We start from the raw sequence: 20,453 nt of genomic DNA, 5'->3' as shown, positions 1-20,453 counted from the left end.
ACCGACGGCGTGGCTCGGTGGCAGCCGCCGCGTCGCGGCTGGTAACGTAAGTGGCACTGTGAGTTTCGGAGTTACAAAGCCGTCACGCTGGTCACGACGACAAGCTGCGTCCGCCGTCGTTGCTGCGCTGGCCCTTCTCGCAGTTGTGCTCGGTTGCGGGGCTTTGCGCACCGAGAAGACAATCGACGCGGCAGCGGCGCCACCGGCGGTGGCGGCAGCGGCCAGCCCGGTTTCCGGCCCCACACAGCTGAGTAACGACTCGATACCGGTCCGTCGCGTTGGCGTGTGGTCCACCGTGAACGACGACAAGGCGTTCAAAGGCGGCGGGCTAAAGCGCTATCGGCCAACCACTTTGGCGTTTTCCACGCCCCGCTCCCCCGGATCCGCGACGCCCCCGATGGTCACGATTGTCCGCTCCGAGCAGCGGCTCGACCCGCCCGCTCGTGCGCCGGCGCCCAGCTCAGTTGACCAGAATTTACTGATTCGATTCTGCGTCGCCCGCTGCTGATCATGCATGGCGGACTCTCGCGGGCAACGCCGTCGCGGCAGGTCCGGCGTTAGCCGTCAACAGGTTTCGCTTGCCTGACGTCGGCTGATCCGCAGTCGCGGCAGTTGCATCGATGCGATCTTCGCGGCCGAAGCCAATCTGCCTCAATCGCCGCGAACCTCGGGCGTCGTCGTCAACCATGGCGCCTCTGCGCGTCGGCTTCGGCGATTTTCAATCAGCTACTTCATCTGCTGACCCGACGTGGGGCGCGACGCCACCAACGTCCAGCGACGCGATGGCCTCGGCACGGTCAGCCAACCCAGGCACCAAAAAGTTAGGGAAAGACATGGATTTTGGCGCATTGCCACCAGAGATCAACTCCGGTCGGATGTACCTCGGTCCCGGGCCCGCCACCTTGCTGGCCGCCGCCGCAGGATGGGAGTCGCTGGCCGCCGAGCTGGCGGACGGCGCCGGAAGCTACCACGCCGTGATCGCGGGCCTCACCGGCGAGTCCTGGTCGGGGCCCGCGTCGATGTCGATGGCGGGCGCCGTGCTGCCCTACATGGCGTGGATGGCCGCCACCGCCGAGCAATGTGGGCAAACGGCGACGCAGGCCACGGCCGCCGCGGTGGCGTTCGAAACCGCTTACGCGATGACAGTGCCACCTCCGCTGATCGCAGCCAACCGCGCCCGGCTATTGGCATTAATCCAGACCAACATCTTCGGCCAGAACACGCCGGTCATCATGGCGACCGAGGCCGAGTACAGCGAGATGTGGGCGCAGGACGCCGCCGCGATGTACACCTACGCCGCCAATTCGGCTGCCGCGTCGAGGCTTTCGCCGATTGCGACGCCGCCGCAGACGACGAATCCGGGCGGCCTCGCCGGCCACATCGGCACCGTCACGCGCGCGACGGCCCAATTCGGTAGCAGCGCACACACATCGGCGACGCAGTGGGCCTCTTCGGTGCCCCAGACTCTGCAGGGCCTCTCGACCCCCGGCTCATCCTCGAGCACCGGTCTGTCGCAGGCGGCAATGGGCACGGGCGCGTCGCTCGGGTCGTCGGGAGCCTCCGCACCGCTCAGTTCCCTGTCGGGTTTGACCGGCGCCTCGGGCAAGGGTGCGACCAAGAGCGCGAGCACCGGTGCCGGCGCGGCCTCGGGCCTGGCCTCGGCGCTCGCCGCCGCACCCGCGGCGGACGGGGCCACTGCGGGCCTGGCCTCCGAGGCGGCAGGATACGGCGCCGACGGCGCCGGTCTGATCGCCGACGGCGGTGGAATCGGCATCGACCTCTACGGCCTCGATTTGGATTACCAGGGCTTGGCACTGGACGAAGCGGGCGCCGGTTCCATCCTGGGGGCCGAGGGCGCCCAGGGCATAGCCGGCATGGGAGGGACCAGCGCCGCGGCCGGCGTGGGAGGCCTCGAGCCGCTGGCGGGACTGGGCCAGGGCGCCGCGGCGAGCGTGGGCCAAGCCAGCGCGCTGAGCACCTTGTCCGTACCCCCGAGTTGGGCGACGACGGTTTCGTCCGTGGCCCCGCTGCCGGCGCTGGGCGGCGGTGCCGTGCCCGGCGGCTGGGCCGTCACTCCCGCGGCATCACCCGGCACCGCGGTGTCCAAGCTGCCATTCGGCGGCATGGTCGGACGCGAATCGGAGGGCGCCGTTCAACGCATCGGCATGCGCGTCTCGCTGATTCCGCATTCGCCGGTGGCCGGCTAGGGCACCGAATCGGTCATCACATCGTCAAAGGGTGGATAAGCTCTTCGACCGCAAAGGAAATCGCCATGAACGTGCCCACAGCACGCCAGACCGCGCGGCGCTCCACGCCGAACCGAAACCCGCTGTCTTTCAGCATGAAAGCGGTGATGTGCACCGCCCTGATCGTGGTGTTCGGCGCTTGGGTGGCGACGACGGCGGGCGCCGATCCGGGCGTCGGCGGTGAGCCCGATCCGTTCGGTGGCCTCAGTTGTAACTGCGACCAGAGCGTTTCGACCGATGGTCCGGTCGCGAGGCAACAGGTCCGTCGGGGGATGCGGGAGGCGATTGCCAACGCGCACTAGCTGTGTCCTCTTGCGACTCGATTGCGTGGGGCGGCCGAGCGGGGCGGCCGAGCACGCATATGGTCGCGGGCACTGCTCATCATGTCGCCGAGGATTCGCACCTCGCGGGCGGACAGCGAGTCGAACAGCAGGTCTCGCACGACCTGGATGTGACCGGGCAGGACCTTGGCAACACGGGCCCGGCCCTTCTTGGTGATGTCCACGACCGTGGCGCGCTGGTCGTCAGGGGAAACCGCGCGAGTGATGAGCCCCTGCTTTTCCAATAGCCCTGCCTGATGGGTCAGGCCGGAACGGCTGTACACCACGCCGTCCGCCAACTCGGTCATGGTGAGCTTCCGTTGGGCGTCAGCGAGCTTGGCCAAAATCTCGAACTGCACGTAGCTCAGTCCTCCTTCGGCCTGCAACTGTTCGCGCACCGCATATTGCAGCAGGCTCACCGCCTCCATCAGGGCGAAGTAGGCCCGCAGTTGATTGGGGTTGAGGGCTTCGGCCATGCTTGGATTCTAATGTTTCGACATCGAAGTGGCTGGGTTTCGCTACGCGCTGGTAGCCTTCGCCCGGCGGCGACCATCGAGCGAGTGTGAAAGACACGGCGGCACAACTCTTCTCACCAGACATCTGTCGGGAGCGGCCGCGACCCCGCGCGCATGCGGGTAGACCGGAACCATAGCCCCGGTCTGCCCGCGCTAAATGGTTGCGCCAGCGGTCTACTGCTCGGCGGGCAGGAGGATGGTCTTGCCGCGCAGCCGGCCGGCGTCGGATTCGGCGTGCACGGCCGCGGCCTGATCCAGGCCGCGGCGGTCGGCGACCTCGATGTGCAGTTGCCCGGCGTCGACGCGGCCGACCAGTTGTGCGAGCTGCTCAGCGTCGCTGCGGACGAAGACCCGCTGCGTGCGGACGCCGCGGCCAGGGTCTTCCGGCCCCGAAACCATGGTGCCGACGTGGAAACCGCCGTCGACGACGACGTGGATGAGGGCTTCGGTCTGCTCTGGGGTGGTGGAGACCAGATTGAGTACCACGTCGAATGGCGCTCCGTCGACGGTGATCGGCGCGTGCGTGTAGTCGATGTAGTCGACGATCCGGTCGGCGCCATAGCCGCGCAGACGGTCGGCGTCGTGCGGCTTAGCGGTCGCGGTGACGACGGCTCCGGCCTGCTTGGCCAGCTGAACTGCGTAGCCGCCGACCGCACCGGAGGCACCGTTGATCAGGACCGTCTGCCCCGCGGTCAGCCCGGCGATCTCGAACAGCGCCTGCCACGCGGTCAATCCGGCCTCCGGTAGCGCGGCCGCGTCGGCGAGAGCCACCGTTCGCGGCGCGGCGGCCACGGACTCGACCGGCGCGAGCGCGTAATCGGCCGCAGCGCCATCGGCATCCAACGGCAGAAAGGCCACGACCGCATCGCCGATTCTCCACCCCTGCACTTGCGCACCGATTTCGACGATCGTCCCGGCCACATCGACGCCGGGGACGTGCGGGAAGCTGATTTTGTACACCTCAGACAGATATCCCCCGCGGATGCCGGCATCGACCGGGTTGAACGAGGTGGCGGCCACCTTCACCAGCACCTGCTGTGGTCCTGGCACCGGTCGCGGGGCCTCCTCGTACTGCAGAACGTCGCTAATGCCATAACGGTGGTATCGCACGGCTTTCATGATCTTCTCCTTTGTCATTTGCTTCGAATTCGAAGCAGCTACGTGAGTAGCAACCGCTTCGACATCGAAGCGATTTCCGCGACGCCTGTGATCGTCGTCACGATGCTTCGAGATTGAAGCATCGGCGATGGCACCCGTTGGGTAGATGGGCTCGATCGCGTCCAGGTGGCGCCTTTGGCGCCGACGAGCTAGCCGACGAGCGATTGAGCGCCGATGACCGCCAGCAGCGCCAGCCGCTCGGCGTCCTCCGTGCCGGGTTCGGCGGTGTAGAGCATGATCGTCAGGTCGGCGCCGGGAACAGTCAGCATGTCGCAATCCAGGGTGATCGCGCCGACCTGCGGGTGGACGATGGTCTTACGCGACGCCAGCTGATAGTTGACCACGGCGGACGAATCCCACAGCTCGGCGAAAAGGCCACTCTCAGCCTTTAGCTCGTCGATCAACCGTCGCACGGCCTGGTCGGCGGGATAGCGTTGCGCCGTTGCCCGCACCGCCGCGACTTGGGCGGTTTGCAAGTCAAGCAGCGACTCCGGCGTGTGTCGTATCCGGCCGCGGGCACCGAGAAAGTTGCGCCACAGCGCGTTTCGCTCCTTGCCGACATGCTCGCCCATGAGCGCGACGTAGAGCGGGCTGGCCATCAGCTGCGTCAGCGCCGCGTCGAACACGGCCACCGGCGTCTCCCGTAGCCGGTCGAGCATCCGTTGCACGCCCGGCGGAATATAGGCCGGTACCGTGCCCTGCCCCGGCGGCACCCGGCCGGCCAAGTTGAACAGGCGGATGCGATCCGCGCTGGACAGCCTCAACGCCCGGGCCAGAGCCTCGATGACCTGTTCCGACGGATTGACCGCACGCCCCTGCTCCAAGCGGGTTATGTAGTCGACCGAGATTCCGGCCAGCTGCGCGAGTTCTTCACGACGCAAGCCGGCGGCACGCCGATGACTCCCTCCGGAGAGTCCGGCGGCTTCCGGAGCCACTTTGTCCCGCCAGGCGCGCAGCGCCAGCCCGAATTCCGTCGTCGCCATGCGTCCACTTTGCCCTTATTCGATTGAGCCGTCCTGGTATCGGCGGTCCTAGGAAAATCGGACTCCTGGCTTAGGGGGTGGCCGCATCGCATCGTGGGGTCATGACGACGACACTCATCACAGGAGCAAACAAAGGTATCGGCTTGGAAACCGCTCGCCACCTGGTGGGGCTGGGACAGACCGTGTACCTGGGTAGCCGCGACGCGGAACGGGGTCGCCTGGCCGCTGGCGCCGTGGGCGCGCGCGCTATCCAGCTTGACATCACCGACGACGAGTCGGTGCAGGCCGCGGTTCGGACCATCGAGTCCGCCGGCGGGCTCGACGTTTTGGTCAACAACGCCGGGATCGAGGAACGCGCCGACGGCAACGCGGTGATCGGTCCCGCGGACGTGACCGCCGACGTGATGCGAAAGACGTTCGAGACAAATGTCTTTGGAACGGTCCGGATGTTGCACGCGTTTTTACCGCTGCTGCAGAGGTCTGCCGCGCCGGTGGTGGTCAACGTCAGCAGCGGCCTAGCGTCGCTCACCCTGCTCTCGTCCGCCCCTGCGGACTTCTATCCCGGCGTGGCCTACCCGGCGTCGAAGGCGGCGCTGAACATGGTCACCGTGCAGTACGCCAAGGCGTTCCCGCACATCCGGATCAACGCCGTCGATCCCGGGTTCACGAAGACGGACCTCAACGGCAACACCGGTACGCAGACGGTGGCCGAGGGCGCCGAGGCGATCGTTCACATGGCACAGCTTGGCGCAGACGGTCCGACCGGCACCTTCGTCAACCGCGACGGTGCGCTGCCATGGTGATGACTGCTTGAAGAGCGTCGGCCGAGGCGCACGGCGCGGACGCGTTGCTTAGTCGAGCGTTTCGTGTCTGCCGGCGAACTCCTTGACCAGCAGTTGGAGACGCTCCGCGTCGTGGTCTGGGCGCAACCGACCCGTGCGACTGAGTATCACCAGGCCGTGTAGCGCGGCCCAGAACACTTCGGTGAGGGTATCCGCGTCATGCTCATCAGCCACGAGTCGAACCGCTTGGCGCAGCTCATCGAACGCCGTCGTCAACTGCGGCGGTGTGTCCGGCGCGGCGAAGCGCAGGGTGGTCGCGCGCGTGAACATCGCGTCGTACACCGCCGGGTTGGCGCGGGCAAAGCCGAGGTAGGCGTGCGCGATTCGGCCCAGAGCTTCGGCGTCCGAGCCGCCGTCGGAGCGAGCGGCTCGAATGACGTCGGCGAGTTCGCCGAAGCCGTCGATGGCGACGGCCTCAGCGATTTGCTCCATGCCGGTGAAGTGCTTGTACAACACCGGCTGGCTGTACTCGATCTCGGTGGACAGCCGACGGGTCGTGACGGCATCCCAGCCGTCGGCCTCGGCCAGCTTGCGAGCCGTCGTGACAATCAGCCGCCGGCGCGCGGCACGCTCCCGCTCCCGGCGGTCCTCGATGCCCATGCCGAACGATAGCACGGCTAGAACTGCTAGCGCTGCTCTTGACACGGTTAGAGCACAAGGGTTAGCGTTGCTAACACCTACCACGGAGCGGAGTTTTGACATGACCTCGGACTTGATCGCCCGCGCCGCCGCCCTGGCCGCACTGCTCGGCACCGCGGTGGTCTACGGCACCGATGTGTTCTGCGCGATGGTGCTGCGACCGGCCCTGGCCGCGGTCGACGATCGTGCCCTGGTTGCGGTGACAGGAAGCGTGCATCGATACGGAGACCGGCGAATGCCGGTGCCGGGGGTACTCGGCGTTCTGGCCACCGCGGCAACCGCGGCGCTCGCAGCGGTGGCCGCGCATTGGCCACAGGCGATCGCCGCGGCCGCCGCCCTGATCGCGCTGTTGGTCTGGATCGTCCTCTACACGCGGGTGAGCGCCCCCATCAATCGACAATTGACCGCGGCCGCCGATACCGGCCAGGACCTGCCGAACGGGCGTGCGCTGCAAGCCAAGTGGGACAGCATCATCGGCCCCCGCGCCGTGCTACAGGGTCTGGCGGTGAGCGCCCTGTGCGTGGCGCTGATGTTCTAAAGCACCCGCATAGCCGCGGCAAAGGCGAAATAGATTGAAGGAGCGCTGAATTCGATGTTTCAGCTCAGGGTCTACACCCTGCGATCACCCGAGGCTCTCGCCCAATACGCAACGGTTCACTGGGCCCGCCACTTGAGGACATTCGCGTCGTCCGGTGTCACTACCCATGGCGTGTGGACCGAGCGCAGCGGCGCATCTCGCCTCATCACACTTATCGGCTACCCAGCGGGGGCCGACCCTGAACAACTCACGCGGCAGATCATGACCGGTTCCGAATTCGCTGCCGACATGGGCGGCTTCGACGTCGGCGACATCGTCGGTGTCCAGACGATACTGCTTGATCCGACACCGTTTTCACCAATCCACTGACGCAAACCCGGGAGTCCGCTACATGTCCATCACCACGACCATCGGCTGCATCCTGGCCGGACTGCTAGCCGCGGGCATCGTCTTCATCGGCGCGCGATTCCTGGTCTCGCCCCGTGTCGCCGCCGCCGGCTACGGTGTGCTGCCAGATCTGGACCAGCCGTCCGCTGGCGCCTACTTGAGCGTCAAGGGCATACGTGACATCGCCTCCGGATTGTTCGTCATCATCCTGTTGGCCGCGGGCGCAACCCACCTGGTGGGCTGGGTGATGCTGGCCGCCACCATCATTCCGCTGGCTGACGCGTCGATCGTGCTGCGCCACGGCGGCTCGAGGTCGGTCGCCTGGGGAGTCCACGGCGTCACCGCCGCCGTCATGCTCATCACTTCTGCGCTCTTGATCATTGCGTAGGCAGGAGCGCCCCCCGGAGCGGATATTTCACATCCGTTTCGCTGGAGTATGCCGAAGATTACACTGAGCGACGTGCCGTCGGGGTGCGGGCCGTGCCGCCCGCTGCGGAAGGACGCTGAGCGCAATCGCCAGCGGGTGGTTGAGGCTGCCCGAGACCTCTTCGCGTCGAGAGGGCTCGAGGCGACCCTCAATGACGTCGCGCACCACGCCGGTGTCGGAGTGGGCACCGTTTATCGGCGATTTGCCACCAAAGACGAGCTGGTCGAGGCGATCTTTGAAGATGGCATCGATCAGATCACGGCGCTCGCCGAGTCCGCGCTGCAAGAAAAGAACTCGTGGCGAGGGTTTGTGTGGTTCGTGCAGCAGTTATGCGAGCTCACCGCAACCGACCGGGGGTTGCGGGAAGCCGTATTCAGCAAGGCTTACGGGGGTGACCGCGTCGAGGCTTCGCGGCTGCGGCTAACCCCTACGGTGACGAAACTCGTTGAGCGGGCCAAGGACGACGGCTATTTGCGCCCGGACATCTCACCTAACGACATGCCGTTCTTGGGCCTGATCGCGGGTACGGTCAGCGAGTACGCCGGCCATATCGAGCCGGAACTGTGGCGGCGATATGTGGCGATCCTCCTCGACGGTCTCCGCCACCGCAGGGGACAGAAACCGTTGACCGTCGAAGCGCTCGACGACGAACAGCTCGACGCCGCGATGCGCACCTGGTATCCCGCAGCGTCTAGCTGACCAGGCACCCGACCGATCGTCTCCGAGCGCGCATGACGGGCGAGCCCTAGTCATCCACGGCATATGAGCCTTACCTCCGTTGCCGGCAGCGTCGTGCCCATGAGCGCCAACGGATCCCGAGAACGCCGACTCAACCGTGCAGATTGGAACCCGGTGCCGAAGCGCACGCCGGTCGAGGTGTCGACCCCGCGAGCCGATGTGACCACCGTCCCACAGAAGCGGATTGACTTCATCCACTTAGGCGGTTAGGTTACCTCTTACTCCCCCACGTCGTCGTCGGTCATCCACTTCGCGCTGGCCGCATTTTCGCCGAAAGGCCCGCAGTTGATTGCCTTTTCCGATGCGACTCGCGTTCACACCATCCCGTCGGGCCCGAGCGTGACCCCGCCCGAACACCGCGGTGCGAGGCGATGGGCGCACGGCGAATCACGCGCCGGGTGCCGGCGATGAATGCGACGGTCGGACTCGTGCGGCGGGTGTGGCTGCCGCTGCTCATCGTGGTGGCAGTCGCGGTCGGTGGCGTCGCGGTGACGAAGTTGCGTGCGGTCTTTGGCTCCAACCCCATCCTGGTGGCGCCCAACAGTTCTGACAGCGCAGCGGACTTCAACCCCAAGGTCGTCACCTACGAGGTGTTCGGCTCTGCGGCCAGGGCGGTCATCAATTACCTCGACCTCGAGGGGAAGCCGCAGCGCGCCCCGGACGTGGTGTTGCCGTGGTCGTTGACGCTGCAGACCACCGCACCGGCGGCAACGCCCAATCTGCTTGCCCAGGGCGACGGTAGCTCCATTGCTTGTCGGATCACCGTTGATCGCGCGGTCAGGGACGAACGATCGGTGGCCGGGGTGAATGCCATGACCTTCTGCTTGGTGAAGTCGGCGTGAGCGCCCTGATGGACCAAACCCAGACCGAGCCCATCCCGGCCGCCCGCCACGCGTCGCGCCCTGGGATACCGCGCACGATTCGGGTGCTGGCGGTGCCGATCATCCTTGCCTGGGTCGCCGTGGTCGTGGTTCTCAATACCGTTGTGCCGCAACTGGAGGTTGTCGGCAAGACCCGCGCGGTGTCGATGAGTCCCAATGATGCGCCGTCGATGATCGCCACCAAACGGGTGGGCAAGGTGTTTCACGAGTACGACACGAGCAGCTCGGTGATGATCGTGCTCGAAGGCGACAAACCGCTGGGTGCCGACGCCCACCAGTTCTATGACCGCGTGGTGCGCGACCTGCGGGCTGACCCGAAGCATATCCAGCACGTGCAGGATTTCTGGGGTGATTCGTTCACCGCCGCTGCGGCACAAAGCGTCGACGGCAAGGCCGCCTACGTGCAGGTCTACATCGCCGGAGATCAGGGAGAAGCACTGGCCAACGAGTCGGTGGAGGCGGTGCGCCATGTCATCGCCAGCGTGCCCGCACCGGCGGGCGTCAAGGCCTATGTGACCGGTCCTGCGGCAATGAGCGCCGATCAAAACGAGACCGGCGACAAGAGCATGCAGGTGATCACGCTGCTCACCTTTGCCGTCATCATCACGATGCTGTTGCTCGTCTACCGATCGGTGGTCACGGTGGGCATCGTGTTGGTGATGGTGCTGCTGGAATTGGCCGGTGCTCGGGGATTGGTGGCCTTCCTCGGCTATTTCAAGGTTTTCGGCCTGACGACGTTTGCGACCAATCTGGTAGTGACGCTGGCGATCGCCGCGGCCACCGACTACGCCATCTTCCTGATCGGCCGCTACCAAGAAGCGCGTCGGCTGGGCGAGGACCGAGAAGCCGCTTATTACAGCATGTTTCACGGCACGGCCCACGTCGTGCTGGCTTCGGGAATGACTATTGCCGGGGCGGCCTTCTGCTTGCGCTTCACCCGTCTGCCGTACTTCCAGACCATGGGAATACCTTTGGCGATCGGCATGACGATCGTGGTCGCTGCGGCGTTGACACTCGGGCCGGCGCTTATCGCGGTGGCCAGTCGCTTTGGCCGGGTTCTCGATCCCAAACACATGACCCAGCCACGGGGATGGCGGCGTATCGGTGCGGCGACGGTGCGCTGGCCCGGCGCCATCCTGATCTGCGCGATCCTGATTGCGCTGGTCGGCTTGCTGACGCTGCCCGGCTACCACACCACCTACAACGACCGCATCTATCTACCCGCTAGTGTCCCGGCGAACGTCGGCTATGCGGCCGCGGATCGCCACTTCTCCCAAGCGAAGATGAATCCCGATCTGTTGATGGTCGAAGCCGATCACGATTTGCGTAACCCGGCCAGTTTCCTGGTGATCGACAAGATCGCCAAAGCCCTTGTGCGGGTGCACGGTATCGCCCAGGTGCAAACCATTACGCGGCCCGAGGGACGGCCGATCCAACACACCTCGATCCCCTACAACATCAGCATGAACAGCACCGGCCAGGTGATGAATAACGACTACCAACAGACCGTCCTGCAAAACACCCTCAAACAGGCCGACGACATGCAGGTCAGCATCGACTCGATGGAGAAAATGCAGGCCATCACCCAGCAATTGGCCGGCGTCACCCACAACATGGCCACCAAGATGAAGAAGACCAGCGGGGACGTACAGGACTTACGCGATCACATGGCCGATTTCGAAGATGTCTGGCGCCCGATCCGCAGCTACTTCTACTGGGAAAAGCATTGCTTCGATATCCCGGTCTGCTGGTCGCTGCGGTCGGTGTTCGACGCCCTGGACGGCATCAGCACCATGTCCGACGACCTCTCCGATCTGGTTCCCGACCTTGACCGCATGGACGCGTTGATGCCGCAGATGGTGGCCCTGATGCCGCCCATGATCGCGTCGATGAAAAATCAGAAACAGATGATGCTCAACCAGTTTCAGGCCCAGAAAGCCCAGCAAGACCAAACCATGGCCTTGCAGGACAACGCCACAGCCATGGGCCAGGCGTTCGACGAGGCCAAAAACGACGACTCCTTCTACCTGCCGCCCGAAGCATTCGACAACGCCGACTTCAAACGCGGCGTGAAGCTGTTCTTGTCCCCGGACGGCCATGCCGTGCGGTTCACCATCATTCACCAAGGCGACCCGTTGACAGAGGAAGGCACGTCGCGCACGGCGCCGCTCAAAATCGCGGCAGCAGACGCTATCAAAGGGACACCGTTGGAGGGATCAAGGATCTACCTCGGTGGAAGCGCAGCCATGTACACCGACATGCAGAAGGGCGCCAACTACGACCTGCTCATCGTCGCGGTCGCCGCACTGATCTTGATCTTCATCATCATGGTGATCTTGACCCGGGCCGTGGCTGCCGCGGCGGTCATCGTGGGAACCGTGGTGTTGAGCCTGTCCGCGTCGTTTGGGCTCTCAGTGCTGCTGTGGCAACACATCATCGGCATTCCCCTGCACTGGATGGTGCTGCCGATGACGGTCATCATCCTGTTGGCCGTGGGATCCGACTACAACTTGCTACTGGTCTCGCGGATGAAGGAGGAAATCCACGCTGGGCTCAACACCGGCATCATCCGCGCCATGGTCGGCACCGGTTCCGTGGTCACCTCCGCCGGCCTGGTCTTCGCCTTCACGATGATGTCCATGGCCATAAGCAGACTCATCGTGATCGGACAAGTCGGGACCACCATCGGTCTCGGCCTGCTCTTCGACACTCTGATTGTCCGCTCGCTGATGACGCCCTCCCTGGCAGCCTTGCTGGGCAGGTGGTTCTGGTGGCCACGCCGCGTGCGGCCCCGACCCCTTGCCCAACCATGGCCGCAACCGCTGCATCACGAGTCCAAGGAGATGCAAAAAGTATGAGCAGCCCCGCACCACGCAGGTGACCCCCGGGCTGACTGAGAAGCGGGTCATTTCGGGACCACCCACTGGTTAGATGAAGAAGCTTTGGTGGGCGGCTGATTCAGCATGCACCACACCGAAAATTCACCGCACTGAATCCAGTGGTACCGGTGGGCTTCCCCAGACCCTCGACTTCCCGGCCACCATCTCGGGTGCGCCTTAAAATCGTCAGGAGTAAACACTTTCGACAGCCGGGCGACCTCGACGCGGTGTACCGGTACCACGGCATCGACGCAGACAGCATCGTGCGCGCCGCGCTCGATGTCACGACGTGAATCAGTGGGAAGTCTGAGGCGTCACCGCCGGGTTGAGACCGCGATCAGCCGCACCGGCAGGTGGTCGTGTCGATGGATGATGTTGTTGATCGCCCAGGTTGGCTCCGCGACTATCTCGATGCGCTCGACGCTCTCGGTGAGGGCTTTGAGCATTGCGGTGGTCTCGAGCCGCGCGAGGGCTTGGCCGGCGCAGGCGTGCGTACCGTTGCCGAACCCGACGTGGCGTCCGGCGTCGTTGCGGATGTCGAAAACGTCGGGAGCATCCCACTCGCGTTCGTCACGGTTGGCTGAGGCGTAAATGACTAGCAGCCGGGCGCCAGCAGCGATGGGCACACCCTCGATCTCCGTGCTGTGCACGGCCTTTCGAGTGAACGCGCGAAGCGGGGACTCGTAGCGCACGACTTCGTTGACGGCGTTGGGGATCAAAGAGCGATCACTTTTGAGCAGTTCCCACTGGTCGGGACGCCGGGCGAACAGGTAGATGGCATTCGAGATAGCGCTGATGGTGGTGTCCAGCGACGGGGCGATGTAATCGATCATCAGCGGCGGCACTTCGTCGACGGCGAGATTGCCCTCGTCGACAGCGGTCAGGAGTTCATGGGCCATGCTGCCGGGTAACACGTTGCGGTCGCGTACGACGCGGCGCGCGAAGCACAGCATCTGCAGGCTGCGCGGTACGGCTTTAAGCGCCTGCAGGTTCGCCGGTCCCAGGATGTCGAATGTGGCTGCGCCCCAATCGAGTAAGCGGGCTCGTTGATCGCGCGGCCACCCCACCAGATCGGGCACGACGGCCAGCGGTAGGGCCGTGGCGAGATCGGCGACCGCGTCCACCTGTTCCCGGCGCAGGGCGTCCTCGACGATGGAGCGGGCCTGGGCGTCGACGTCGTCGCCGAGCGCGCGCAGGGCGCGAGGCATCATGCGGTGCGCGAGGAGTTTTCGGCGCCGGTCATGGTCGGCGCCGTCGCTGTTGAGGGTGGTGCCGCGCGAGAGGCGGTTGGCCAGCGGGTTGGCTGCGACCCCGTGTCCGGACAGGAACTGGCCGTCGTCGCGCAGGGTGGCCTTGCATGCGGCGTAGCGCGGCAGCGCGTAGAGGCGGTGACGGGCCAGCCAAACGACGGGCCCAAGTTCACGCAAGGCACGGTAGTGCGGGTGGGGGTCGAGAATCGCTGCGCGGGTGTAGATGTTGGGCCGGTACACCGGTACGGCAGAGGGGCGACGAAACACGGGGACGATTCCTATTCCTAGTGGGCCGGGCCGATACGTTGCGAGATGTCCGACGCTCGGTCGACCAGGAACAGCGGGACAGCGCGGCACAGGGTGGTGAGGTTGCGGCCGGCGATCATGACGGTGCGGTCGGGCCGGATCACCGCGGCCTTGACGTGGTGGCGGTTCAGCCAGCGGGCCAGCTCGGACCCGGCGGCGGCGTGGACCGTGCGGGCACCGCGTGCCACCACGATGTCCCGCTGCGACGGGGTCAGCTCGACGGTGGTGATCACGCCGAAGCCTGTTCCCAATGCGTCGTCGAGCCGATAACCGTTGCCCAGAAACGGGTTTGGGCAGAGCCGCCCCGTGATACCGCGGGTCGCCAGGGTGCGCCGAACCAGCGTCGAGGACCGCAGCGGCGGGGTCTGCGAATCGGTGACCTTCGCCCGCAGCCCGGGCACCAGGTGCACGCGGGGCAGCACGACGGCGCGGGCGGCCGCGCCGAGCCGGCCCCCGAACGTCATGGCGCGTCCGACGTTGAGCGCCAAGGCGATCATGGCGCGGGCATGCGGCCGTCGCTCGGCCTCGTAGCTGTCGAGCACACTGGGCGCGAGACCTCCGCGCTGGACGGCGGCGATCTTCCATGCCAAGTTCATCGCGTCGCGCAGTCCGGCACCCATGCCCTGACCGATGAACGGCGGGGTGAGATGGGCCGCGTCGCCGAGCAGAAAGATGTTCCCACGCCGCCAGCGGTCGGCGATCTGAGCGCGGAAGGTGTACTCGGCGGCCCGCATCACGCGCAGGTCCGCGTCATCAACGTGTCGCGTCCACGGGGCGATCAGCGGCCGCAGGGCGGCCAGGGTGGCGTAGTCGTCGACCGATTCGTGATCGAGCAGCGCGAACTCCCAGCGGTACCTCGTGGGTCCGATACGCATGTAGGTCCCGGCCCGCTGCCCGTCGCAGACCTGATGCACGCCGTCCCACTGCTGCAGGTCGGCGGTGGTGGTGATGTCGACGACCAGCCAGCGCTGGTCGAACTCGAGGTTGCGCATCGACGCGCCTATGGCGCCGCGCACTGTGCTGTTGGCACCGTCGCAGCCCAGCACGTAGTCGGCGCTGAGTGTCGACTCGAGGTTGGTCATGCGGTCGCGGATCCGCAGGTGCAGTGGACCTGCCGCATCGTTTGCGGTCACCCCGAGAACCTCGACGTCACCTCGGAATCGGGCGTGCGGAAAACGGGCGAGGTTGCGGCGGAGCAACTCCTCGAGTTCGGGTTGGTCGAACATGCTTGCCGCTGGAAAGCCGTTCTGCGTCACCGGTGTATCGCGCCGGAATTCTGCCAGTACCTTCAGATTCCGGTCCACCAAGCGCAGACCGCGGGCCGGACGGGAGATCGCGGCGAAGTCGTCGGCGATGCCGAGCCGGGCCAGGATGCGGTAGACCTCATCATCGAGGTGCACGGCGCGCGGCTGCGGATAGACCTGCGGCCACCGGTCCAGCACCAGGGTGTCCACCCCGTACTGCGCGAGCAAGGTCGCCGCGGTGATGCCGGTGGGACCGCCGCCCACGATGGCCACCGAGACATGCTCGGCGGGCGCGCCACTGGGGGCGCTCATGCGTGGCGCACCGCCAACCGTTGGGCGCCGAGATCGATGGCGCCGTCGTCGGTGGCAATGGAGGCCTCGACGACGTCGCCGTGCTGCAGATACTTCGGGTTCTTCGCCTGTCGGGAGAAGAAGGCTTTCCACTTGACGGCCGGTGGTAGCAGGTTGCCGATGATCTCGATTGGCTTGGGCGGGGCGGTCAGCGCGGTGCCGGCCGGGGTGCCGGTGAGGATCAGGTCGCCGGCCGCGAGGTCTTGGAATCGTGTCAGCGATTGCAGTGCTTGTAGCGGTCGGTAGAGCATGTCGCCGTCGACGACGGAATTCTGGCGTTCCTCACCGCTGACGCTCAGGCGCAGCCGCAGGTCGCCGAATCGGGTCAGCTCGGTAGGGTCGACGAGCACCAGCGCCGGCCCCACCGGAGTGAAGGTGGGGTACGACTTCGCTTCGTAGAACTGCGTTTGCGGCAGCTGAATGTCGCGGGCGGACACGTCATTGGTGATGGTCAGACCGGCGATGTACTCGGCCAGGTTCGCGTCGGTGATGGTGGTGCCCACCGGGATGTCGCGCCCGATCACCAAGCCGATTTCGACCTCGTAGTCCAGCAGCTGCACATGTGGCGGGCGGACGATCTCGCCGAAGGGCCCGGTGATGGACGCTGAGGACTTCCGAAAGAAGGTCAGCGGCACCGTCTTTGGGTCCATACCGGAATCGATGACGTGGGATTCGAAGTTGGTCATCTGGGCGACGACGCGGCATGGGGTGGTCACCGGGGACAGCAGTTGCAGTTCGTCGAGGGCGACGGTGCCGGCGGTGGCGGCCGCCGCGTCGATCGCGGCTCTGTCGGCGAGGAGTTCGGCTGTGGTGGCGGCGCTGGTGTTGATGCGGGCGGCGCCGGTGGGGCTTTGCACCCACCAGCCGTCGGCGGTGCGGAGGACGGAAATGGTCACGAGACCGCTACTTTCAGTAATCCGATGAGCCGGTTGAGGTCGAATTCGTTGTCCGCGCGCAGGGCGTTGACCATCGCGGCCACCTGGTGGCGGGCCGCGCGGGGGTCGGCGTCGAGGAAGTCTTTGGTCGCCGGTGGTCCCCACTGCGCCAGGCCGGATGCGGTGAAGGGGGCCCAGCCGGGTGCGAGGGTGTTGTCGAACATGTCGCCGTCGGTGAAGTGTTCGACCAGGAAGCCGTCCGGGTCGCGCCAGTAGTCGAACAGTTGGCTGCCCTGGATGTGGCGACCGATTCCCCAGGACCGGTGGTAGCCGCGTTCACGCAGGTATTCGCCGCCGGCGGCCAGCGCGTCGAGATCGCTGACTTCGTAGGCGGAGTGGATGTAGCGGTTGGCCGGTCCGAGTGCCAGGGCGAGGGTGTGGTGGTCGGTCGGGGTGGTGCCGCGGTCGCAGCGGATAAAACTCATTGCCGGGCCGCGGGCGCGCTGGCCGGGGAAGAACAGGAAGTCGCTGACGATCATCCCGAAGGTGTCCAGATACCAGTTGAGTGTGCGCAGGTAGGTGGTGGACTGCAGTACGACGTGACCGAGGCGTTGCACGCGGGCGGGTACGCGAGGCGGCCGCACGGCGGCATTGATCCGGGCATCAGCGGGCCCGGTGTTGACGACCTGCGGGGCCTGAGCGGGTTGGGCCGGCAGCTCGTGGAGACCGGCGACGACCTTGACCGCCATGCCGCTGGGATCGGTCAGATGCACCGCCACGCCGCCGATCGATTCCGGGAGCGGCTGCAGCGAGGCGCCGGTTTTGTCCGCCAGACGGACCAGGTCGACCTCGTCGGCCGCGCGCAGCGCGAGTCCGGCGAATCGGGTGCGCTGCCCGCGTCGCAGTACGACGCATGCCGAGCCGGCGTTGGTGCCGCGCAGATGCAGCTGCTGGGGCTCGCGTAGGGCGATGCCGAACCCGAAAGCTCGGGCGAAGGCCTCCGCGCGGACCAGGTCGGGCTTGTCGAACTCGAGCCAGGCGATGTCGGCCACTCGAATGATGGGATCCCGCGACCGGCCGGGATGTTCGCCACCCGAGGCGCCCTGGTCGCTGTGCAGACCCGCGTGCCCGTCGCTCACTGGCGTCACTCTCTGTGCCACGCGCTGCCCTCCTCGCCTTTGATCTGACGAAATCGTCACATACGTACGAATGCTCAGTCAAGGGTTCTGACGATATCCTCAGGATTGAGCCGAACCTGATAACCTGTGGCCCATGGACATGCCCGAGCGCGATGCCGCTGAGTCGTCGAACACGCCGGTCAACCGCCTGGAACGACGCAAGATGCGCACGCGCAACGCTCTGGTGCGGGCGGCGAAAGGGTTTATCGCGCAGGGCAAACTCAGCGTTCCCATACTGGAAATCACCCAGGCCGCCGATGTGGGCATGGGGTCCTTCTACAACCACTTCTCGAGCAAGGAGGAGCTGTTCGCCGCGGCCGTGACCGACGCCCTCGATGACCTCGGTGCCCTGCTCGACGGCTTCACCGGATCGATCTCGGACCCAGCCGAAACTTTTGCCGCCAACTACCGCCTGAGCGGGCGACTGTTCCGTTACCGCCCGCAGGAGGCTGCGTTGCTGCTGGCGCACGGAGACTCGCTCATCCTGTCCGACCGCGGACTGTCGCCGCGGGCGCGACGCGACATCGCCGCGGCGATCGACCAGGGACGGTTCACAATCGGCGATCCCGAACTGGGCTTGGCCATCGCCGGAGGCATGTTCATCGGCCTGGCCACGCTGCTGCGGGAGCGTCCCGAACGTGACACCGACGCCACCGTCGACGCGGTCACCGAACGCCTCCTGCGGACGCTCGGCATGACGCCCAAACAGGCCAGCGCGCTGTGCCGCAAGCCGCTGCCCGACATCTCATCATTGCGCGAATCGCCCGTCGACTGGCCCACCCCGATAACACCCGCCTCGATCGACCCCCACTGAAACACGTTCGCCTCCGCGCGACCCCGATACCTTCTCGCGCTGCGAACGCGCGCCCGCGCGGTTAACATCGGTACATACTCCTGCGGCACAGCCAGCAGCCGCAGTTCTTCATTTCGCGTGGGACGCAGGACCGTGCAGGAGCCCGTCCCCACTTGATCCAAGGAAATTTCATGAGCGACCCTCTGTTTGCCGGTTTTTCGGACGCCGGCTGGGATCACGCACCGTGGGATGTCGAACCGATATTCTCGGCCGAAGAAATGCAAATTTTACTAAATCCGGAGCTGTCGGTCGCCGAAGCCGCCGACCTCGTCGGCTGCGTCGAACACGACGTCCGACGTTTACGGCGAGCGGCCTCCTAGCCTCAGTGCATTCACCAAAACGGCCGGCTACTGGACGCCGCGCTCGGATCTGTGTTTAATCCTGATCGCCGGAACCGAGGCCTTGTTACGAGACGTGAACTGCTCGCGCATCGCGAACAGCGTTGTCCCTTCACGCACTTCGTCCGGTGGCGCTTTTCGATCAGGCGCGGTCGTGGAGCGTGACATGGTAGCCGTCGGGGTCGGCGAAGGTGAATGTCCGGCCGAAGGGGCCGTCGATCGGCGCGGAGACGATGGTGTGACCATCGGCGACGAGCGCATCGTGGATGGCCTGGACGTCGTTGGCGTGGAGCCAGATCGCGGTACCGATGCCGGGCTGAGCAACGGATGCGAGGTCGGTGCCCGGAATGACGTCGCGGAGTGCGAACGCGATCGGCTTCGTCTCGAACACGACGGCGTGCGGAGGCCCGGCCTGCGATCGGACGAGGCCGAGGTATCGCTCGTAGAAGGCCTGCGACGCAGCGAGATCGCGCGCTTGGAGCGAGATGAAGTCAGGACCGGTGACAGGCATGAGGCAACTCCTTCGACGTATGTCAGTTTTCTGACATATGTGACTGTATGTCAGAATGCTGACATGAGTCAAGGCGGTGTGGGCGTCGACTTGGAGACGTCACTGGGTTACGTGCTGAAAGAGGCGTCGAGTGCACTTCGCGCAGCCATGGAGGAGGTGCTGCGGCCACTCGGGATGAGCGTGACGCACTACTCGTGCCTCGAGTTGCTGGCTCAACGCCCGGGCTTGTCGAACTCCGAGCTCGCCCGGGGCGCGTTCGTGACACGGCAGTCGATGAACGTGCTGCTGCAGGCTCTGGAACGAGACGGCTTCGTGACCAGGCCCGCCGAGGCACCCGTCGGGAAGGTCCTTCCGACCCGGCTCACACCCCGCGGCCGACGGAGCCTCGAGAAGGCGTCGGCGGCGGTCCGTTCCGTCGAGGTCAGAATGCTGGCCGGCCTTAGCGAGGCCGAGCAGTCACAGGCGTTCCGGATCTTGCAGAGCATGGTCCATTCCCTGCGCGACGGCAAAGACGGCGCGTAGCTCGTTCATTTGCGCTCCACGCGCCTGCAATGTCCGCAGGCGCCGCCGCCCGATCATCCGTGGCGGACGTAGCCGAATAACGGGGACGACGTGTCGAGACGCCGTGCAACTCCTTGTCGACACGGTTGGTTCTGGCGCGCTGCACCGATCCTCTTCATTGGGCCGAAAACTACATGATCTAAACATGATTGCCCAGCATGGACTGGCCAACCAGCGGGTCTGGGAATGGGCTGGCGGGTTGTACTTCGGCAAGCGGCCGCCCTCCCCGCGTATTGATCTGCAGCTCGCGACATTTCAGTCGCTGCGAACCTGAGCAACGCCGACGCGTGGGTGAGCCGGTCGAGGTGCTCGTCGTTCTTTTTGACGACCGGTTGATGACGTCCGTGGGGGCCAACAGGGCGGCCGCTTGCTGCTCGAACAGGGCCGTGTCCGGCAGGCCAGGGGTACCAATGGTTTGTCGGATGCGGTTACC

Annotated in this window: 23 protein-coding genes; 12 read left to right on the top strand and 11 right to left on the bottom strand. The window is 65.8% G+C overall.

Annotated elements, in window-relative coordinates:
• The first annotated feature begins 833 nt into the window (after positions 1–833).
• On the top strand, positions 834–2,207 hold the full coding sequence (locus tag A5622_RS10750; protein WP_066878412.1) for a PPE family protein: 1,374 nt from the start codon (positions 834–836) through the stop codon (positions 2,205–2,207).
• 16 nt (positions 2,208–2,223) lie between these two features.
• On the opposite strand, the gene A5622_RS29105 is transcribed toward A5622_RS10750, so the two are convergent.
• Complete coding sequence (locus tag A5622_RS29105; protein ID WP_156752918.1) at positions 2,224–2,361, bottom strand: hypothetical protein; 138 nt, start codon at positions 2,359–2,361, stop codon at positions 2,224–2,226.
• Here A5622_RS29105 and A5622_RS28110 point away from each other — a divergent pair.
• Positions 2,354–2,548 (top strand): hypothetical protein, encoded by a 195-nt coding sequence (locus tag A5622_RS28110; protein ID WP_082994565.1) that lies wholly within the window; start codon positions 2,354–2,356, stop codon positions 2,546–2,548. The two genes, A5622_RS29105 and A5622_RS28110, sit on opposite strands and share 8 nt — an antisense overlap.
• Here A5622_RS28110 and A5622_RS10740 read toward each other — a convergent pair.
• The 3 genes from A5622_RS10740 to A5622_RS10730 form a co-directional block, all read right to left on the bottom strand.
• On the bottom strand, positions 2,545–3,042 hold the full coding sequence (locus A5622_RS10740) for a MarR family winged helix-turn-helix transcriptional regulator (protein WP_066878410.1): 498 nt from the start codon (positions 3,040–3,042) through the stop codon (positions 2,545–2,547). The two genes, A5622_RS28110 and A5622_RS10740, sit on opposite strands and share 4 nt — an antisense overlap.
• Positions 3,043–3,255: 213 nt before the next feature.
• Complete coding sequence (locus tag A5622_RS10735; RefSeq protein ID WP_066878447.1) at positions 3,256–4,200, bottom strand: NADP-dependent oxidoreductase; 945 nt, start codon at positions 4,198–4,200, stop codon at positions 3,256–3,258.
• Positions 4,201–4,388: 188 nt separating this feature from the next.
• Positions 4,389–5,222, bottom strand: coding sequence for a helix-turn-helix transcriptional regulator (locus A5622_RS10730; protein WP_066878408.1), 834 nt, complete (start codon positions 5,220–5,222; stop codon positions 4,389–4,391).
• Positions 5,223–5,323: 101 nt separating this feature from the next.
• On the opposite strand from A5622_RS10730, the gene A5622_RS10725 reads away from it, so the two are divergent.
• Positions 5,324–6,025, top strand: a complete 702-nt coding sequence (locus tag A5622_RS10725) for an SDR family NAD(P)-dependent oxidoreductase (RefSeq protein ID WP_066878406.1) — start codon at positions 5,324–5,326, stop codon at positions 6,023–6,025.
• Between the two features lie 48 nt (positions 6,026–6,073).
• Here A5622_RS10725 and A5622_RS10720 read toward each other — a convergent pair whose 3' ends face one another.
• On the bottom strand, positions 6,074–6,664 hold the full coding sequence (locus tag A5622_RS10720; RefSeq protein ID WP_066878404.1) for a TetR/AcrR family transcriptional regulator: 591 nt from the start codon (positions 6,662–6,664) through the stop codon (positions 6,074–6,076).
• Positions 6,665–6,764: 100 nt separating this feature from the next.
• Between A5622_RS10720 and A5622_RS10715 the strand changes: the two genes are divergently transcribed.
• The 6 genes from A5622_RS10715 to A5622_RS10690 all read left to right on the top strand — a co-directional run bounded on the left by A5622_RS10715 (position 6,765) and on the right by A5622_RS10690 (position 12,532).
• Complete coding sequence (locus A5622_RS10715) at positions 6,765–7,241, top strand: DUF1772 domain-containing protein (RefSeq protein ID WP_066878402.1); 477 nt, start codon at positions 6,765–6,767, stop codon at positions 7,239–7,241.
• Between the two features lie 54 nt (positions 7,242–7,295).
• On the top strand, positions 7,296–7,610 hold the full coding sequence (locus A5622_RS10710) for an NIPSNAP family protein (protein ID WP_066878399.1): 315 nt from the start codon (positions 7,296–7,298) through the stop codon (positions 7,608–7,610).
• Positions 7,611–7,632: 22 nt separating this feature from the next.
• Positions 7,633–8,016, top strand: coding sequence for a DUF4267 domain-containing protein (locus A5622_RS10705; RefSeq protein ID WP_066878397.1), 384 nt, complete (start codon positions 7,633–7,635; stop codon positions 8,014–8,016).
• A gap of 72 nt (positions 8,017–8,088) precedes the next feature.
• Complete coding sequence (locus A5622_RS10700) at positions 8,089–8,754, top strand: TetR/AcrR family transcriptional regulator (RefSeq protein ID WP_231997999.1); 666 nt, start codon at positions 8,089–8,091, stop codon at positions 8,752–8,754.
• Between the two features lie 410 nt (positions 8,755–9,164).
• On the top strand, positions 9,165–9,635 hold the full coding sequence (locus A5622_RS10695) for an MmpS family transport accessory protein (RefSeq protein WP_304441480.1): 471 nt from the start codon (positions 9,165–9,167) through the stop codon (positions 9,633–9,635).
• A gap of 8 nt (positions 9,636–9,643) precedes the next feature.
• Entirely contained in the window at positions 9,644–12,532 is a 2,889-nt protein-coding gene (locus tag A5622_RS10690) for an RND family transporter (RefSeq protein WP_156752921.1), read from the top strand.
• Between the two features lie 335 nt (positions 12,533–12,867).
• Here the strand turns inward: A5622_RS10690 and A5622_RS10685 are convergent, their stop codons facing one another.
• The 4 genes from A5622_RS10685 to A5622_RS10670 are packed head-to-tail and all read right to left on the bottom strand — an operon-like array spanning position 12,868 to position 17,739.
• Positions 12,868–14,070, bottom strand: a complete 1,203-nt coding sequence (locus tag A5622_RS10685) for a cytochrome P450 (protein WP_066878391.1) — start codon at positions 14,068–14,070, stop codon at positions 12,868–12,870.
• 17 nt (positions 14,071–14,087) lie between these two features.
• Entirely contained in the window at positions 14,088–15,665 is a 1,578-nt protein-coding gene (locus tag A5622_RS10680) for a bifunctional 3-(3-hydroxy-phenyl)propionate/3-hydroxycinnamic acid hydroxylase (RefSeq protein ID WP_066878389.1), read from the bottom strand.
• Positions 15,662–16,600, bottom strand: a complete 939-nt coding sequence (locus tag A5622_RS10675) for a fumarylacetoacetate hydrolase family protein (RefSeq protein WP_066878387.1) — start codon at positions 16,598–16,600, stop codon at positions 15,662–15,664. Before A5622_RS10675 ends, A5622_RS10680 begins: the two co-directional genes overlap by 4 nt.
• Entirely contained in the window at positions 16,597–17,739 is a 1,143-nt protein-coding gene (locus A5622_RS10670; RefSeq protein ID WP_066878386.1) for a VOC family protein, read from the bottom strand. Before A5622_RS10670 ends, A5622_RS10675 begins: the two co-directional genes overlap by 4 nt.
• Before the next feature lie 112 nt (positions 17,740–17,851).
• On the opposite strand from A5622_RS10670, the gene A5622_RS10665 reads away from it, so the two are divergent.
• Both A5622_RS10665 and A5622_RS10660 read left to right on the top strand, forming a co-directional pair.
• The gene (locus A5622_RS10665) at positions 17,852–18,571 is read left to right on the top strand and encodes a TetR/AcrR family transcriptional regulator (RefSeq protein WP_066865272.1); all 720 of its coding nucleotides are present in this window, start codon (positions 17,852–17,854) and stop codon (positions 18,569–18,571) included.
• Positions 18,572–18,741: 170 nt separating this feature from the next.
• On the top strand, positions 18,742–18,930 hold the full coding sequence (locus tag A5622_RS10660) for a hypothetical protein (protein WP_066878384.1): 189 nt from the start codon (positions 18,742–18,744) through the stop codon (positions 18,928–18,930).
• Positions 18,931–19,090: 160 nt separating this feature from the next.
• On the opposite strand, the gene A5622_RS10655 is transcribed toward A5622_RS10660, so the two are convergent.
• Positions 19,091–19,459, bottom strand: a complete 369-nt coding sequence (locus tag A5622_RS10655) for a VOC family protein (RefSeq protein ID WP_066878382.1) — start codon at positions 19,457–19,459, stop codon at positions 19,091–19,093.
• Between the two features lie 63 nt (positions 19,460–19,522).
• Between A5622_RS10655 and A5622_RS10650 the strand changes: the two genes are divergently transcribed.
• On the top strand, positions 19,523–19,981 hold the full coding sequence (locus A5622_RS10650) for a MarR family winged helix-turn-helix transcriptional regulator (protein WP_066865281.1): 459 nt from the start codon (positions 19,523–19,525) through the stop codon (positions 19,979–19,981).
• Between the two features lie 178 nt (positions 19,982–20,159).
• Here the strand turns inward: A5622_RS10650 and A5622_RS30100 are convergent.
• On the bottom strand, positions 20,160–20,453 hold a 294-nt coding region (locus A5622_RS30100; RefSeq protein ID WP_232002931.1), incomplete at its 5' end, for a hypothetical protein.

This window comes from Mycobacterium sp. 1245801.1, assembly GCF_001673055.1.
Classification (GTDB): Bacteria; Actinomycetota; Actinomycetes; order Mycobacteriales; family Mycobacteriaceae; genus Mycobacterium; species Mycobacterium europaeum_A.
Note: the sequence above shows the minus strand (reverse complement) of the source record. Positions and strands in the feature narration are given on the sequence as shown.